Source organism: Caulobacter sp. GW821-FHT10E02 (assembly GCF_059415225.1).
In genome coordinates this window covers 503,845-518,194 of sequence record NZ_JBWKMV010000002.1, presented here as the reverse complement: position 1 = coordinate 518,194, position 14,350 = coordinate 503,845, and the positions used below count along the sequence as shown (strand labels likewise).

Below are 14,350 nucleotides of genomic sequence, written 5' to 3'. Positions count from 1 at the left end.
TGTTGTTTTTCAGTCGACCGCGATCAGGGCGCGGTTCCAGGCGATCAGCGGGGCGGCCGGATCCAGCCGGTGCCGCGTGGCCGTGACGATGAAGATCGAGTGGGTCTGAGCCTCGACCACCTCGTCGATCTCGCAGGCGGCGCTGGCCAGCCCGTGGCGGTAGGTCGGCGGCGCGTCGGGATCGAGGTCCCAGCGGTCGGCCTCGAACCGCTCGTGGGCCAGGGCCGGACCGCCGAAGCGGACGGCCTCGTCCTTGTCGGCCGCGCCCAGCAGGGCGATCGACAGCGATGGCCGGCGCGCCAGGATGTCGTGGCAGCCGGCTTCCTTGCGCACGCAGAACAGGAAGCGCGGGGGATCAACGGACAGGCCGGTGATCGAACTGACCAGCAGGCCGCGCGGGATGTCGCCATCCCAGCAGGAGACGATGGCGACGCCGCTGGCCAGATGCGCCAGTACATCCTTGAAGCTGCTGGATATCGCCGGCGACACGGCCGGGGCGGCCATCATGCCTTGGCGCCGGCCGGGATGAGGTCTTCGTCCTCGTCGGCGTTCAGCGCGCCCAGCTCGCCGCGCGCCCGGGCCTGCTTGCCATAGACCTGCTCGAACAGCGGCGAGGTCATCAGGGTGGTGACCAGGGCCATCACGACCAGCATCGAGAACAGCGCCGGGCCGATGATGCCCTTCTGCAGGCCGATATTGATGATGATCAGCTCCATCAGGCCCCGGGCGTTCATCAGGGCGCCGATGCCCATCGCCGTGGCGTTGTCCTGGCCCGTCAGGCGGGCGGCGGCCCAGCAGGCCCCGCCCTTGGCCAGGATCGAGCCGGCAAGGATGACCAAGGCCACGGCGACCAGCGACCAGCTGCTCAGCAGGTTCATCTGGGTGTTGAGGCCGGAGAAGGTGAAGAACATCGGCACCAGCAGGGCCACGGTGAACGGCTCCAGCGACTTCTTCAGCTCGCGGGTCAGCAGGCCGCGCGGCATGGCGGTCCCGAGCAGAAAGCCGCCGAACACCGAGTGCAGGCCGGCCGCGTCCATGGCCCAGGCGCTGAGCATGAACAGCATGATCACCACGCCCAGCAGGGTGGGCGTGAGCTTGCCCTCGCGCTCGGCCCATCGCCCCAGCGGGGCGAGCAGCCTGGGACCAATGGTCAGCATGAAGAGGGCGAAGGCCCCGCCGCCGATCGCTGCCTTCAGGGCCACGGCCGGGCCGCCGCCGAAGCTGGCCAGCACGATGGCCAGCACCGTCCAGGCGCCGGCGTCGTCGATCGCGCCAGACGACAGGGCCAGCGAGCCCAGCGGCGTCTTGGTCAGGCCGCGCTCCTGGATGATCCGGGCCAGCACCGGGAAGGCGGTGATCGAGATCGCCACGCCCATGAACAGCATGGCCTGGAATGGGTTCACGCCCTTACCGAACAGGTTGAGGCTCATCAGCCAGGGCGTCAGGGCGATGGCGACCAGGAACGGCGCGGCCATGCCCGACAACGAGACCGTGACCGCGCTCCTGGCGTTGGTCTTGAAGTGGTCGGCGCGGAAACCGATCCCGACCAGGAACATGTAGAGGCCCACGCCCAGCTGGGCGCCGACGAAGAGGACCGACTTGGTCTCCTTGGGGAACAGGTGGTGCTGCAGGTCGGGGGCCAGCAGGCCCAGCAGCGACGGGCCCAGGATGATGCCGGCGATCATCTCGCCGATGACCTGGGGCTGGTCGAAGAAGCGCTTCAGCACCCAGCCCGTCGCGCGGCACGCGGCCACGATCACGGCCATCTGCAGGAAAAAGGCTACGCTCAATTCAGCCGGCGTCACGGCGTCCCCCTGTATCGTGCGCCACCTTGAGGCGGTCGCGTTTCATCCCTGGGAGGACGCTAACAGCGCGGAAAATCGCCTGGCAATGGCAATTCAGACAACGTTGTCATTTTAATTTTCGAGCCTACGTACCTACATTTCGCGGGTCAAATGTAGGTACGTGGCTACGTTTGGAGCACTCCCGGCGACGTACTCAGTCCTCGATCGCCTCGATTCCCTGGGCTTCCAGACGGGCCAGGTGGTCGTGCATCACCTTCAACTGCTCGGGCGTGTGGCCTGTCCACTGGGTGACCTCGCCGACGATCCGCAACGGATCGCGGGTGCGGTAGGACTTGGTCGGATTGCCGGGGAACTTCTTGTCGGTGAGGTTGGGATCGTCCTCGAACGCTCCCGTCGGCTCGACGATGTAGATCCGCTCGCGCCCCTCGCCCCGGGCCAGTTCCGCGCCCCAGGTGGCGGCCTCGAGCGTGGCGCTGAAATAGACGAACAGCGCCGGCTTGCGCTTGCCGTAGTTCGAGGCGAAGCCGGGCGAGATCAGGTCGCCGGTCTTCAGGTCCGACTTGGCGCCGTGGAAGAACGGTCCGGCGTTCGGCGTGGCGGTCATGGTTGGATGGCCCTTCGCGATGTCCCAAGGGCGCTACAAACTGCGCATAAATCGCCGTTCGCCAATGCTTGAACTGAAGTTTTTCGACCCCAGTTCTCTAGGAGACGGGGAGCCTAAGGCTCCAGCGGCGCCTCGATGCCGACCGGGCCGGGCTGGTCGCGGATGATGACCCCGGTCCCCGCCGAGTGCGGCGGGACCTGCCTCTTGAAGAGCCCGCGCCACAGGCTCTGCTCCTCGACCGCGCTGGTCCACACCGTGCCTTCCAGCGCCTGCTCGTGCCCGGAGTCGTAGATCCGCTTCATCAGGTCGGTCTCGAACTTCAGCAGGTTGGTGCCCTCGAAGCTGTTGGGGATCGAGGCCACGCTGAGCGGCAGGTTGTGGCGCGAGCAGAAGCCGGCGGCCAGGCTCAGGGCCTGGCGGTACGAGAACCGCAGCATGGTGTCGAAGCTGCGGGCCATGATCGAGGCCACGCCCGGCGGGGTCGACTGGGTCGAGGGATCCAGCACCGTATTGACGATCACGTGCACCCGGCCGCGCCGGAAGCGGGGGCCGAGGTTACGCCAGTGCAGCAGGGCGTCTGGCATCAGGAACAGCGGCGCGGCCACCCCGCCGTCGACGTGCATCTCCTGGTGATGCTGGCCATCGACGTCCACGTCGATCAGCTTGGGCGGGAAGATGCCCGGCACCGAGGACGAGGCCACGAGGAGCGTGCGGAACAGCTTCAGCGCCTCGTCGCCGCCGTGATGGGCGATGGCGCCCATGTCCCAGACGACCGCGCGCTGGCTGTCGAGATTGGTGGTGGCGATCAGCAGGCGCCGGCCCTTCAGGTGCTCGGCGGCGATGGCGTCGACCATCTCCTGGTCGACGAAGGCCTCGACCAGTGAGTCCAGGCTCTCGCCCTTGAAGATGCTGGGGCCGAGCGCCGCGCCCAGGCGACGGAAGCTGAGCAGCTCGGCAGCGTGGCCGCCGACATAGGCGTCGGTCAGCCGGTCGTCCCAGGTGGAGCCGAGGAAGGCCAGCGGCGCGATCAGGGCCCCGGTGCTGACGCCGGTGACGATGGCGAAGTCCGGGCGGCGACCGGCCTTGGTCAGGCCCGTCAGCACGCCCGCGCCATAGGCGCCGCCGGACGCGCCGCCGGACAAGGCAAGAATGTTGAACTCGTCGCGGCCGATCAGCGAACGCAACGGGGCGAGGCGGTCGGCGGCGCTCTTGAGGGCGTCGTCGGCCTGATCGACCGACAGGCGCACGCCCGGAAAGCCCAGGGCCTCGACATGGCGATCGGAGGTCGGCGCGGTCAGGCGCTTGCCGCGCAGCGGATCGGCCGTCGTCTTCCAGTCCTTGAAGAAGCCTTGGAGGCTGATCTTGCCGTTAGGATCCTTATCCAAGGAAGGTCGCCTCTAGTGGGAGCTGGCCAGCACCACGCCCACCAGGACGGCCGCATAGTGCAGGCCCGCGCCGCCGATCACGTGGCCGTGCCAGATGGCGCGGCGGAACTTCAGGCGTCGCATCAGGTAGAAGATGGTTCCGGTGGAATAGACGATGCCGCCGATGGCCAGCAGCAGCAGGGCCACCCACGACAGGCCGTCGATCATCGGCTTGATGGCCACCAGGACCAGCCAGCCGAGGGCGAGGTACAGACCGACCCAGAAGCGCTTGTCCAGGCCCGGCAGGAACAGCTTGGCCAGCACGCCGATCGTGGCGACGGTCCACACCGCCGTGGTCATGCCGATGGCCCACCAGCCGTGCAGGTTCTGGGTGGTGAAGGGCGTGTACGAGGCGGCGATCATCACGAAGATGCCGGCGTGGTCGAAGCGGCGCAGCAGCGGCCGCCAGCGGGCCTTGGCAAAGTTGTAGGCGGTCGACAGCGACAGCATCAGGATCAGGCCGACGGTGTAGACGCTGACCGCCGCCACCTGCTGCAGGTTGCCGGCCCCGAAGGCCAGGCCCAGCAGGATGCCGCCGCCCAGCAGGGCGCAGGCGAGACCGGCCAGGTGCACGATCAGGTCGGCGCACTTGGCGGCCGGCGTCGGATAGTGCGTCGCGACCTCGGGAGCGCTGATGTCGGTCGTCGTGGTCGTCATGGCCCCGCCCAATGCGAAATGCAGTACGTCCAAACGGTAGGATCGTTCCGTGACATATAAGCGTCGATCTTCGTGGCCGCGAAAGGGCGTGCGCGACACGATTGCCTCGAAAAGCGACTCTAGAAGAACAGCCCGCGCGCGCCGTCGAACACCAGCTTGCCGCCGACCGCGATCAGCAGGACGTAGATGACCTTGTAGAAGCCCTCGGCCGGCACCTTGCGCACCACCCAGACCCCGCCCCAGGTCGAGGCGATGGCCAGCGGCAGCAGCACGCCGGCGGTGGCCAGCACCTTGGGCGTGAACTGGCCGAGCGCGACATAGGCCGGCACCTTCATCCAGTTCACGACCGCGAAGAAGATCGCGCTGGTGCCGATGAAGGCGTCGCGCGGCAGGCGGCGGGGCAGGACGTAGATCTGGAACGGCGGGCCGCCGGCGTGGGCGATCTGGCTGGTGAAGCCGGCCGCCGCGCCGCAGATCGCGCCCAGCCACGGCCGGCCTGGCGTCGCCTCGACCTGGGCGGCGGCCTTGACCGCGCGCTCGGCCCACAGCCGCTGCAAGGCGAAGACCACCGAGATCGCGCCGACCGCCAGCTCGACGGCGGCTTCCTTGACAAAGGCCGCCAGGGCCCAGCCCAGGAAGATCCCCACAGCCGCGGCCGGCAGCATCAGGATCAGCAGGCCCTTGTCCCAGCTCTTCCGGAACGCCCAGACGCTGACCACGTCCTGGACCAGCAGGATCGGCAGGGTGATCGAGGCGGCCATGACCGGCGAGATGGCCAGGGCCATCAGCGGCACCGCCACCACGCCGATCCCGGCGAACCCGCCCTTGGCCAGGCCCAGCAGGATCACGGCGGGGATCGCCACCGCGTAGAAGAACGGATCGGTCAGCATGAAGCGCTGCTTAGCAGCTTCCCGCCGATTGGGTAGCGCGCCGTCTGTTCGTTTCAGGCCTGCAATGTTCCGCAACGCAATCGGAGGTTTCGGCGCCTAGCGTCGCGAGGCTCACCCTCCGAAGCCTGCTCAATGTCCCCCTCGCGTCGCCTGACCGAAATCGTCGAGATCGACGCCGCCCGCTTCGCCCGTGACCTGACCCCGCTCTATCAGCCCGCCGTGCTGCGCGGCGTGGCGCGGGACTGGCCGGCGGTGAGGGCGGCGCGGACCTCGTCCCATGCCCTGGCCGACTACATCGCCCGCTTTGATCGCGGTGTGATCGTCGAGGCCATGGTCGGACCGCCAGAGATCGCCGGCCGGTTCTTCTATGACGAGACCGGCGCGGGCATGAATTTCGAGCGCCGCCGCGCGCCGCTGCAGGCGGCCCTGGCCGAACTCATCCGCCAGGCCGACCATGCCGATCCGCAGTCGATCTATGTCGGCTCGACCCCGATCGCGCCGGTGCTGCCGGGCTTCGAGAAGGCCAACCGGCTGGACCTGCTGAACGAGGACATCCAGCCGCGCCTGTGGATCGGCAACGCCTCGACCGTCCAGACCCATCACGACATGTCCGACAACATCGCCGTGGTGGTCGGCGGCAAGCGGCGCTTCACGTTGTTCCCGCCCGACCAGGTCGGCAACCTCTATGTCGGGCCGCTGGACTTCACCCCGGCCGGGCGGCCGATCAGCCTGGTGTCGCTGGACGAGCCGGACCTGGAGCGCTTCCCGAAGTTCGCCGAGGCCCTTGAGAGCGCCCAGTCGGCCGAGCTGGAGCCGGGTGACGCCATCTACATCCCGGCCCTGTGGTGGCATCACGTGCAGTCGTTCGGGCCGCTGAACATGCTGGTGAACTACTGGTGGAGCCCCGCCGACATGCCCGCCGGCTCGCCGTTCGACGCCTTCGTCCACGCCCTGCGCAATGTCCGCCGGCTGCCGGCCCAGCGCCGCAACGCCTGGCGGGCCTTCTTCGAGCACTACATCTTCCACGCCAATGGCGACCCGGCCGAGCATATCCCGGCGGGCCGCCGTGGGGTGCTGGAGGACGAGCCCAGCGCCGCTTCCGACGCCGAGCTCGCGGCCTTTCTCAAGAAGGCGCTGGACGAGAACTAGGCCACGGCCAGCTTGGTCTTGCGCTCCAGGCTCAGGCTGAAGGCGGCCAGCGCCAGGGCCGACAGCGGCACCACGGCGGCGACCAGGGGCACGGCCGACAGGCCCGGGCCGTGGTCGATCACCGCTCCGCCCAGCCAGGCCCCGAAGGCGTTGCCCAGGTTGAAGGCGGCGATGTTCAGGCTGGACGCCAAGCCCTGGCCCGCGCCGCCGGCCTGGCTCAGCACCCGCATCTGCAACGGCGCCACGGTGGCGAAGGCGGCCGCGCCCAGCAGGAAGGCGGCGATCACCGCGCCCACCTGGCTGTGGAAGGCGAAGGCCGAGCCCAGCATCACCACGGTCAGGGCGATCAACGTGCCGGCCAGAGCCGTGTTCAGGCTCTTGTCGGCCCAGCGGCCGCCAGCGAGGTTGCCGGCCACCAGGCCCGCGCCGAACACCAGCAGGATCGGCGACACGGCGGCCTGCGAGAAGCCGGCCAGCTGGGTCAGGATCGGCTGGATGTAGGTGAAGACCGCGAACACGCCGCCGAAGCCCAGCACCGTCATCGCCAGGCCCAGCTGCACCTGCGGACGGGCCAGGACGGCGAATTCCTCACGCAGCGGAGCCGGTTCGACCTTGTCCGTCGCGCTGGGCACCAGGGCGGCCAGGACCACGAAGGCCACGGCGCCGACGCCGGCCACGGCCCAGAAGGCCATCCGCCAGCCGAACGACAGGCCCAGCCACGCGCCGAACGGCACGCCCAGCAGGGTGGCGATGGTCAGGCCGGTGAACATGATCGAGATCGCCGAGGCCTTGCGCTCGGGCGCCACCAGTGAGACGGCGACCAGCGAGCCGACGCCGAAGAAGGTGCCGTGGGCCAGGGCGGTCACGAGGCGCGCGGCCATCAGGATCCCGTAGGTCGGGGCGATGGCGGCGAGCGCATTGCCCAGGGTGAAGATCGCCATCAGCACCAGCAGGGTGGTCTTCTTGGGCAGGCGGCGGGTGAGCAGGGTCAGGATCGGCGCGCCGACGAAGACGCCCAGGGCGTAGCCGGTCATCAGCAGGCCGGCGGTGGGGATCGAGACGCCGAGATCGGCGGAGACCTGCATCAGCAGGCCCATGATGATGAACTCGGTGACGCCGATACCGAAGGCGCCGACCGTCAGGGCGTAGAGGGCTAGGGGCATGGTCGCCTCCGTGGATGTCGACCCGTCAGATAGCCTCCCGGCGTTCGTTGAATTAGATTGCGCGTCGGAACTTCACTTGTGCCCCGAAGGACATATGGCCCGATCCGAGATCAACCGTTCGGGCGAGATGGAGGTCTTCGTCCGCGTCGTCGAGCAGGGCGGCTTCACCGCCGCGGCCAAGGCGCTGAGCATGACCCCGTCGGCGGTCAGCAAGCTGGTGGCGCGGTTGGAGGCCCGCCTGGGCTCGCGGCTGATCAACCGCTCGACCCGCAAGCTGCAACTGACCGCCGAGGGGCTGAGCTTCCACGAGCGCGCCCTGCGGGTGCTGGCCGACCTGGACGAGGCCGAGCGTTCGGTCAGCGCCTGCGCCGTGCCGCGCGGCCGGCTGCGGGTCAATTCCAGCGTGCCGTTCGGCGTGCATCACCTGCTGCCGCTGGTCCCGAAATTCACCGCCCTGCATCCCGAGGTGCAGCTGGACGTCACCATCACCGACCAGGTCATCGACCTGATGGACGAGCGGGCCGAGGTGGCGATCCGCATCGGCCCCTTACGCTCTTCGCAGCTGATGGCCCGGAAGCTGGGCCGCAGTCGGATGGTGGTGGTGGCCTCGCCCGACTACCTGGCCCGGCGCGGGACGCCCGAGCGACCGGAGGACCTGGCCGGCCACGACCTGATCACCTTCAATTTCGCCCGCCACATCAACACCTGGCCGTTTGAGGTCGATGGCCAGGCGGTTCAGTTCCCGGCCCAGGGCCGCGTGACGGTCGGCGACGGCGAGAGCGCGGCGATCCTGGCATTGGCCGGCCAGGGCCTGACGCGGCTGTCGATCTTCCACATCGCGCAGGACGTCAGGGCGGGCCGGCTGGTCCCGGTGCTGGAGGCGTTCAATCCCGGCGACGCGGAGGATGTCAGCGCGGTCTATGTCGGGCACGCCGGGCCGTTGCCGGCGCGGGTGCGGGCGTTCATCGACTTCCTGGTGGCGGAGGTGGATGTGGATCATCCGCCGCTGGAGCGCGGAACCAAATAGCTTGTCATCCCGGCCGCAGCGAAGCGGAGAGCCGGGACCCAGGGGCCACTGCAGTGCGCCGACCCCTGGGTCCCGGACAAGCGCTACGCGCTTTCCGGGATGACGAGAATTGGGAGATTTACGCCCCCAGCATCACCTCCGCGATCTGCACCGCGTTCAGCGCCGCGCCCTTGCGGAGGTTATCCCCCACGACGAACAGCGCCAGCCCATGGGCCACGGTCGGGTCCGGACGGATGCGGCCCACGAAAACCGGATCCTGGCCGGTCGCCGCCAGCGGGTTGGGGACCTCCTCCAGCACCACGCCCGGCGCGCTCGCCAGCAGCGCGGTCGCCTCGGCCGCCGACAGCGGATGCTCGAACTCGGCGTTGATCGACAGCGAGTGGCCGGTGAACACCGGCACGCGCACGCAGGTGCCGCTGACCGGCAGGCCGGGGATCTCGAGGATCTTGCGGCTCTCGTCGCGCAGCTTCAGCTCTTCCTCGGTGTAGCCGTCCTCGCCCACCACGTAGTTCAGCGGCACGACATTGTAGGCCAGCGGCACGGCCCACTTGCGGGCGTCCGGCAGCGGGGCGGCGTCGGGCGACATCGCCAGGCCGTCCAGGTCGCCCGCCGCGCCCGCGCGCAGCTGCTCGGACAGCACCTGGATGCCCTCGACCCCGCCGCCCGAGGCGGCCTGGTAGGTGCTGACGGTCAGGCGCTTCAGGACCGCCTTGTCATGCAGGGGCTTGAGCACAGGCATGGCGGCCATGGTGGTGCAGTTGGGGTTGGCGACGATGCCCTTCTTGATGTTGTTCAGCGCGTGCGGATTGACCTCGGCCACCACCAGCGGGACGTCCGGGTCCGAGCGCCAGGCCGACGAGTTGTCGATCACCACGGCGCCGGCCGCGGCGGCCTTCGGGGCCAGCTCGCGCGACGTGCTGCCGCCGGCCGAGAAGAACACGATGTCCAGACCAGCGAAGTCGGCGGTCGAGGCGTCCTCGACCACGACCTCGGTCCCCTTGAAGTCGATCTTGGTCCCCGCCGAACGGGCCGAGGCGAACAGGCGCAGCTGCGCCAGCGGGAAGTCCCGCTCGGCCAGCAGCTCGCGCATCATGCCGCCCACCAGACCGGTGGCGCCGACGACGCCGACGCGCGGCGGATTGGATCGGGAAAACTTGAAGCTCATGGGTCTGCGTCTCCTGGTGTGGGGAGCGCGGGGAGCTGTCAGGTCTCAGGTAGAGAGCCGCCCCGCGCCGTTCGGCGGGGCTGGTTCGAGGATGCCGCTTAGATCGCGCGCATACCCGCCGCCCCACCGAAGCGGGTCGTTTTGCGGGTAATAATTTTGGTCGCGGCGAAATGCATCGAGGGCGCTTCTAGCGGCGAAGCTCGCCTTCGTAAAGAGCGGCTCAGCCGCCGGCCTGGGCCACGCGGGCGTCCCAGGCCGCCATCGACACCCGGGCCACGTCTTCCAGTTCCTCGCGGCAGACGCCGTCGCGGGCCAGCAGCGACATGCCGTTCTGGACCGTCTGGGCGAAGCGGGCCAGGGCGCGGACGTCGATCGCGGCGGGCAACTCGCCCTCGGCGATGGCGCGGACCAGCCGGGCCTCCAGGCGCTCCAGCGTGACGGCGCGGGCCGAGCGCACCAGCTCGCCCAGCTCGTGGTGGACCTGCCCGTCGATCACCGAGAGCGTCACCATGCAGCCGGTCGGCATCTCGACCAGCGACCCGGTCAGGGCGGCCGCCGAGTCCATCAGCAGCGCCTCGACTGCCTGGCGCGCCGTGGCGGCGGCCTTGAAATTGGCCCAGACGAAGGCCTCGAAGTTGACGCGGTAGTGACCCAGCGCCTCGACATACAGCGCCTCCTTCGGACCAAAGGCCGCGTACAGGCTGGGCGCGCCGATGCCCAGCTCGGCCGTGAGGTCGGAGATCGCCGTCGACTCATAGCCCTTGAGCCAGAACAGCCGCATGGCCTTGTCCAGCGCGGCCTCGCGGTCGAAGGCGCGAGGGCGGCCGCGACCGCGCGGGCTGGTCTCGTCTGAATTCTGCATCGATCGATCTATAAATCCCTTGACCGGCCTTCGCAATGCTCATAGCCATTTATGTAGTGATCGATATATAAAGGTGATCGATGAGTGATCTGGCAGGCAAGCGCGCCCTGGTGACGGGCGCATCGCGGGGCATCGGCGCGGGCATCGCCCGGGCGCTGGCGGAAAGAGGGGCGGACGTCGCCATCACCTACGAGCGCTCGGCGGACAAGGCGGCGCAGGTGGTCAAGGAGATCGAGGCCCACGGCCGGCGCGGTTTCGCCATCCAGGCCGACAGCGCCGATCCGGCGGCCGTGAAGCGCTCGGTCGAAGAGGCCGTCCAGGCGCTGGGCGGGCTGGACATCCTGGTCAACAACGCCGGCATCGCGCCGGGCGGCGGCGTGGCCGACATCGCCCTGGCCGACATCGACGCGCTGCTGAACGTCAATGTCCGCGCGCCGGTGCTGGCCGCTCAAGCCGCCATCCCGCACCTGAAGGCCGGCGGCCGGATCATCTCGATCGGCTCGTGCCTGGCCGAACGCGTGCCGTTCGTCGGCCCGACGGTCTATTCGATGACCAAGTCGGCGCTGCTGGCCTTCACGCGCGGCCTCGCCCGCGAGCTAGGGTCGAAGGACATCACCGTCAACTTGGTGCAGCCGGGTCCGATCGACACCGACATGAACCCGGCCGACGGCGAGCATTCCGAGGGCATCCGCGTGCACACCGCGCTGGGCCGCTATGGCGAGGCCGCCGACATCGCCCACGCCGTGGCCTTCCTGGCCAGCCCCGGGGCCAAGTACATGACCGGCTCCATCGTCACGGTGGACGGCGGCATCAACGCCTAAGGCTAAGGCGCGGCGTCGCTACAGGAACAGCGACGCCGCGTTGCCGACATTGTGCATCAGCACCGGCAGCAGGATGCTGCCCGTCCGCAGCCGCACCCAGACGCCGATGAACGACGGGCCGGCGGTCAGGGCGAAGTAGAGCGGGTCGAACGTGACCTGGCCGTGCGAGACGCCGAAGGCGTGGACGAGGCCGAACAGGGCGCACGACAGCACAGCGCCCCAGCCCCAGTCGACGCCCAGGACCCTTACCCGGCCGGTGAAGGCGCGGTCCAGGACCAGCAGCAGGACGCCACGATAGAAGGCCTCCTCCTCCAGGCCGGGCATGGAGAGCTGGAAGGCCATGGTCTCGGCGGTGTTGGGCTCGTTCGGGAAGGCCAGGGCCAGGCCGACGAACAGCAGGCCATAGAGGCCGGCGACGATCAGCGGGGCCTTCAGGTCGTTCTGGCGCAAGGTCAGGCCGCTGCGGGTCCAGCCGATCGCCGGCAGCGACACGACGGCCAGGGTGGCCAGCAGGGCCAGGATCTTGCCCTCCCAGTTCCACTGGCCGGGGATCAGGTCGGGCAGGCGGCCGTAAAACCGCGTCAGCAGCAGGTCGTTCAGCAGGACGAGGCCGGCGGCGGCCAGCAGCCAGCGCGGCGAGACGCCCTTGCCCACGAGCCCGACTGCGCCGCCCGCCGCCAGCAGCATCGCCAGCACCAGGCCGATCCCCAATAGTCCGTCCATGAAACCCCTCCGAAGTTGACGAGGGGCGTCTACGGCGGGCGGTTCAGGCGGGCTCCTCAGAAGGCGGCGGATCGTTTCTCAGAACCCGGAAAGCGCTGGGCGGCTGGCCCTCGACGGCCTGGAAGGCGCGGTTGAACGAGGCCAGGGACGCAAAGCCGCTGTCCAGCGCGATGGTGATCAGCTTGTCGCCGGCATGGGCTGGATCGGCCAGGCGGCGGCGGGCCTCGGCGACGCGATGGGCGTTGAGGAAGGCGCGGAAGTGGTCGTGGCCCAGGCGGTGGTTGATGAACCCGCGCACCGTCTTCTCCGGCGCGCCCATGCGGCGGGCGAAGTCGGCGAAGGTCAGGTCGGGTTCCAGCGGAGCCCGCTCGACCTCGACCAAGATGCGGAGCCGCTCGGCGAGGCGCGCCTCGTCACCGGCGGTGGGCAGGGCGGCCGGGGCCGGCGCGGCGCGCGGCGGCGAGACCGGCAGCAGGCGCAGGGCCAGCCAGGCGGTAAAGGCCAGAAAGACGGCGTTCTGGGCGATCGTGAAGGCCGGCGGCCCCCACTCCAGTCCCATGACCAGGTCCACGAGAAAGTCGGCCAGCAGTTGTCCGGCGAGCAGCACGACGACCAGCACCCGCGCCCGGCGGCTCTCCTCCACCAGATCGCCGGCGCGGTCGCGGACCAGCCGCCAGGCTAGGTAGCCGATCATCGACAAGCCCAGCGCGATCAGCAGCCACGACAGGCCCTTGCCCTCGACCGCTGGGCCAAGCAGCCCGCGATCGGCGCTGGCGATCGCGATCCAGGCCAGACCCGCCGCCAGCACTCCGCCGCGCGGTCGGAAGGTCTCGTCGAACGACGCCAGGCAGAACCACCACATGTAGACGGCCGCATAGCCCGCGATCAGCGCTGCGACCGACCCTAGCGGTCCGCCCAGCCGCAGCGCCGGGTCCGGCGTGTTGCCGGCCAGGAAGCCCGCCAGGCACACCGCCATCGGCGCGAAATACACCGCCAGCCGCCGCGTGCGCGGCTCCCGCGCCAACAGCGCCGCCAGGAACAGCAGCAGGGTCGCCCCGGCGACGCGGACGACGACGTCCAGCTGGTGAAGGTCCATGGGCTCCGTCTGGTATGTAGGGCGGGTGTCTATTGGAGAGCTTCTTCTCCCAGAGAAAGAAGCCATCCTCGCATCAACGGTAGGACGAAGCGTTGGCCAAGTGGGCCGCTCAGCGGCACGAGCGTTCGAGCTACTTCGCTGTTTGAAAGAACGTTTGAACGCGCGAAGAAGGGAGTTCGAAGGGGCGGCTGGGGGTTCTTGATGTCTGCGGAAGAGGGTGATGAGTTCGACCAGCTAATTACTAAGCTGGCGGCCGAGCTCGCAGAAGCTGAAAATATCTACGACGGGCAAATCAGATTCTCGGAGAGCAAAGACCCCGGCATCCAGTATTTTCAGCGCGATGCGGCAAAGGCCCGAATTCCGAGACTGCGCGAGAAGATGCTGGATTTAAGGCAGCAGATCGAGGGCACGAAACGAGACGCCCATGAAACCCGCTCCCGGCGTTTGGCCAAGGAGGCGGAGGCGAGGCGGGATGCGCAGGTCGCGGAAGGTGAGCGTCGTCGGGACGAAGAAGTTCGCGTTAGCCTGGAGCATGCAGCCAGGAAGGACGCCGCTGATGACGCCAACTACTGGCTGCGGCGCCTAATGTTGCAGCCGCAGCTTGGCAACGGTGCGGCCTTCCTCGCAATTGCCGGTGGTGTGCTTCAGGCAGACAACATTGCTGCGGCCGCCGAGCTGGCGAAGGAGCCGTTCTCTTGGTTCGCCACAGGGCTAGCCGTTTCAGGCATCCCGCCCTTCTTCTTGTGGGGCAGCAGGCTTGAGCCCAGGCGCGTGAAGGTCTTCGAACGACTCGCCCTTTATTTCACGCTGCTGTCTGGCTTCCTCTTCTTCGTCGGCCTGTGGGATGGCGTGATGGTTATGCGCCACGCTAAGCAAGCCCTTTCAGAGCAAAGGGCAATCGGATCGTCGCCTGCCTCAACCAACGCCCTGACAGAATTGAGGAGGGGCTGAGGTGCGTCCGTTG

At 68.8% G+C, this 14,350-nt stretch carries 16 protein-coding genes and 1 pseudogene; 5 read left to right on the top strand and 12 right to left on the bottom strand.

What is annotated here, in order from left to right:
• Positions 1-9: 9 nt before the first annotated feature.
• The 6 genes from AC07NI_RS12210 to AC07NI_RS12185 form a co-directional block, all read right to left on the bottom strand.
• Positions 10-507: a flavin reductase family protein gene (locus AC07NI_RS12210; protein ID WP_494619169.1), complete on the bottom strand. Its 498-nt coding sequence runs from the start codon at positions 505-507 to the stop codon at positions 10-12.
• Positions 504-1,790 (bottom strand): cation:proton antiporter, encoded by a 1,287-nt coding sequence (locus tag AC07NI_RS12205; protein WP_494619167.1) that lies wholly within the window; start codon positions 1,788-1,790, stop codon positions 504-506. The genes AC07NI_RS12210 and AC07NI_RS12205 overlap by 4 nt, the downstream gene beginning before the upstream one ends.
• A 208-nt stretch (positions 1,791-1,998) precedes the next feature.
• Positions 1,999-2,409 carry an NAD(+)--rifampin ADP-ribosyltransferase gene (gene arr, locus AC07NI_RS12200; protein ID WP_494619165.1) on the bottom strand — a complete coding sequence of 137 codons (411 nt, stop codon included), beginning with the start codon at positions 2,407-2,409 and terminating at the stop codon, positions 1,999-2,001.
• Positions 2,410-2,522: 113 nt separating this feature from the next.
• Entirely contained in the window at positions 2,523-3,794 is a 1,272-nt protein-coding gene (locus AC07NI_RS12195) for a patatin-like phospholipase family protein (protein ID WP_494619162.1), read from the bottom strand.
• Positions 3,795-3,806: 12 nt separating this feature from the next.
• Complete coding sequence (trhA, locus tag AC07NI_RS12190) at positions 3,807-4,490, bottom strand: PAQR family membrane homeostasis protein TrhA (RefSeq protein WP_494619158.1); 684 nt, start codon at positions 4,488-4,490, stop codon at positions 3,807-3,809.
• A 119-nt stretch (positions 4,491-4,609) separates the two neighbouring features.
• The gene (locus AC07NI_RS12185) at positions 4,610-5,380 is read right to left on the bottom strand and encodes a sulfite exporter TauE/SafE family protein (protein ID WP_494619152.1); all 771 of its coding nucleotides are present in this window, start codon (positions 5,378-5,380) and stop codon (positions 4,610-4,612) included.
• A gap of 132 nt (positions 5,381-5,512) precedes the next feature.
• Between AC07NI_RS12185 and AC07NI_RS12180 the strand changes: the two genes are divergently transcribed.
• Positions 5,513-6,529 (top strand): cupin-like domain-containing protein, encoded by a 1,017-nt coding sequence (locus AC07NI_RS12180; RefSeq protein ID WP_494619147.1) that lies wholly within the window; start codon positions 5,513-5,515, stop codon positions 6,527-6,529.
• Here the strand turns inward: AC07NI_RS12180 and AC07NI_RS12175 are convergent.
• Complete coding sequence (locus AC07NI_RS12175) at positions 6,526-7,692, bottom strand: MFS transporter (RefSeq protein WP_494619141.1); 1,167 nt, start codon at positions 7,690-7,692, stop codon at positions 6,526-6,528. The two genes, AC07NI_RS12180 and AC07NI_RS12175, sit on opposite strands and share 4 nt — an antisense overlap.
• A 94-nt stretch (positions 7,693-7,786) precedes the next feature.
• Between AC07NI_RS12175 and AC07NI_RS12170 the strand changes: the two genes are divergently transcribed.
• Both AC07NI_RS12170 and AC07NI_RS12165 read left to right on the top strand, forming a co-directional pair.
• Positions 7,787-8,719 (top strand): LysR family transcriptional regulator, encoded by a 933-nt coding sequence (locus AC07NI_RS12170; RefSeq protein WP_494619136.1) that lies wholly within the window; start codon positions 7,787-7,789, stop codon positions 8,717-8,719.
• Positions 8,716-8,823: pseudogene (locus AC07NI_RS12165) on the top strand (hypothetical protein); the annotation flags it as partial. The gene AC07NI_RS12170 and the pseudogene AC07NI_RS12165, both read left to right, overlap by 4 nt.
• 14 nt (positions 8,824-8,837) lie before the next feature.
• Here the strand turns inward: AC07NI_RS12165 and AC07NI_RS12160 are convergent.
• From AC07NI_RS12160 to AC07NI_RS12150, 3 genes are all read right to left on the bottom strand, one after another.
• Positions 8,838-9,884 carry an aspartate-semialdehyde dehydrogenase gene (locus tag AC07NI_RS12160; RefSeq protein WP_494619132.1) on the bottom strand — a complete coding sequence of 349 codons (1,047 nt, stop codon included), beginning with the start codon at positions 9,882-9,884 and terminating at the stop codon, positions 8,838-8,840.
• Between the two features lie 98 nt (positions 9,885-9,982).
• A complete protein-coding gene (locus tag AC07NI_RS12155) occupies positions 9,983-10,060 on the bottom strand; it encodes a hypothetical protein (RefSeq protein WP_487292010.1) in 78 nt (25 codons plus the stop codon).
• 44 nt (positions 10,061-10,104) lie between these two features.
• On the bottom strand, positions 10,105-10,746 hold the full coding sequence (locus tag AC07NI_RS12150) for a TetR/AcrR family transcriptional regulator (protein WP_494619129.1): 642 nt from the start codon (positions 10,744-10,746) through the stop codon (positions 10,105-10,107).
• Between the two features lie 80 nt (positions 10,747-10,826).
• On the opposite strand from AC07NI_RS12150, the gene AC07NI_RS12145 reads away from it, so the two are divergent.
• A complete protein-coding gene (locus AC07NI_RS12145) occupies positions 10,827-11,567 on the top strand; it encodes an SDR family NAD(P)-dependent oxidoreductase (protein WP_494619127.1) in 741 nt (246 codons plus the stop codon).
• A gap of 18 nt (positions 11,568-11,585) precedes the next feature.
• Here the strand turns inward: AC07NI_RS12145 and AC07NI_RS12140 are convergent, their stop codons facing one another.
• Together AC07NI_RS12140 and AC07NI_RS12135 are read right to left on the bottom strand one after the other, a co-directional pair.
• On the bottom strand, positions 11,586-12,290 hold the full coding sequence (locus tag AC07NI_RS12140; RefSeq protein ID WP_494619125.1) for a CPBP family intramembrane glutamic endopeptidase, BDIM_20840 family: 705 nt from the start codon (positions 12,288-12,290) through the stop codon (positions 11,586-11,588).
• A gap of 43 nt (positions 12,291-12,333) precedes the next feature.
• Positions 12,334-13,386 (bottom strand): AraC family transcriptional regulator, encoded by a 1,053-nt coding sequence (locus tag AC07NI_RS12135; RefSeq protein ID WP_494619121.1) that lies wholly within the window; start codon positions 13,384-13,386, stop codon positions 12,334-12,336.
• A gap of 201 nt (positions 13,387-13,587) precedes the next feature.
• Between AC07NI_RS12135 and AC07NI_RS12130 the strand changes: the two genes are divergently transcribed.
• Positions 13,588-14,337: a hypothetical protein gene (locus AC07NI_RS12130; protein ID WP_494619114.1), complete on the top strand. Its 750-nt coding sequence runs from the start codon at positions 13,588-13,590 to the stop codon at positions 14,335-14,337.
• Positions 14,338-14,350 lie beyond the last annotated feature (13 nt).

Bases quoted from the DNA above. Each gene is read 5' to 3' on its own strand.
- AC07NI_RS12150 (WP_494619129.1), bottom strand. From the start codon at position 10,746: ATGCAGAATTCAGACGAGACCAGCCCGCGCGGTCGCGGCCGCCCTCGC.
- AC07NI_RS12160 (WP_494619132.1), bottom strand. From the start codon at position 9,884: ATGAGCTTCAAGTTTTCCCGATCCAATCCGCCGCGCGTCGGCGTCGTC.
- AC07NI_RS12130 (WP_494619114.1), top strand. From the start codon at position 13,588: ATGTCTGCGGAAGAGGGTGATGAGTTCGACCAGCTAATTACTAAGCTG.
- AC07NI_RS12140 (WP_494619125.1), bottom strand. From the start codon at position 12,290: ATGGACGGACTATTGGGGATCGGCCTGGTGCTGGCGATGCTGCTGGCG.
- AC07NI_RS12145 (WP_494619127.1), top strand. From the start codon at position 10,827: ATGAGTGATCTGGCAGGCAAGCGCGCCCTGGTGACGGGCGCATCGCGG.
- AC07NI_RS12155 (WP_487292010.1), bottom strand. From the start codon at position 10,060: ATGCATTTCGCCGCGACCAAAATTATTACCCGCAAAACGACCCGCTTC.
- AC07NI_RS12180 (WP_494619147.1), top strand. From the start codon at position 5,513: ATGTCCCCCTCGCGTCGCCTGACCGAAATCGTCGAGATCGACGCCGCC.
- AC07NI_RS12175 (WP_494619141.1), bottom strand. From the start codon at position 7,692: ATGCCCCTAGCCCTCTACGCCCTGACGGTCGGCGCCTTCGGTATCGGC.
- AC07NI_RS12185 (WP_494619152.1), bottom strand. From the start codon at position 5,380: ATGCTGACCGATCCGTTCTTCTACGCGGTGGCGATCCCCGCCGTGATC.
- arr (WP_494619165.1), bottom strand. From the start codon at position 2,409: ATGACCGCCACGCCGAACGCCGGACCGTTCTTCCACGGCGCCAAGTCG.
- AC07NI_RS12210 (WP_494619169.1), bottom strand. From the start codon at position 507: ATGATGGCCGCCCCGGCCGTGTCGCCGGCGATATCCAGCAGCTTCAAG.
- AC07NI_RS12135 (WP_494619121.1), bottom strand. From the start codon at position 13,386: ATGGACCTTCACCAGCTGGACGTCGTCGTCCGCGTCGCCGGGGCGACC.
- AC07NI_RS12170 (WP_494619136.1), top strand. From the start codon at position 7,787: ATGGCCCGATCCGAGATCAACCGTTCGGGCGAGATGGAGGTCTTCGTC.
- trhA (WP_494619158.1), bottom strand. From the start codon at position 4,490: ATGACGACCACGACGACCGACATCAGCGCTCCCGAGGTCGCGACGCAC.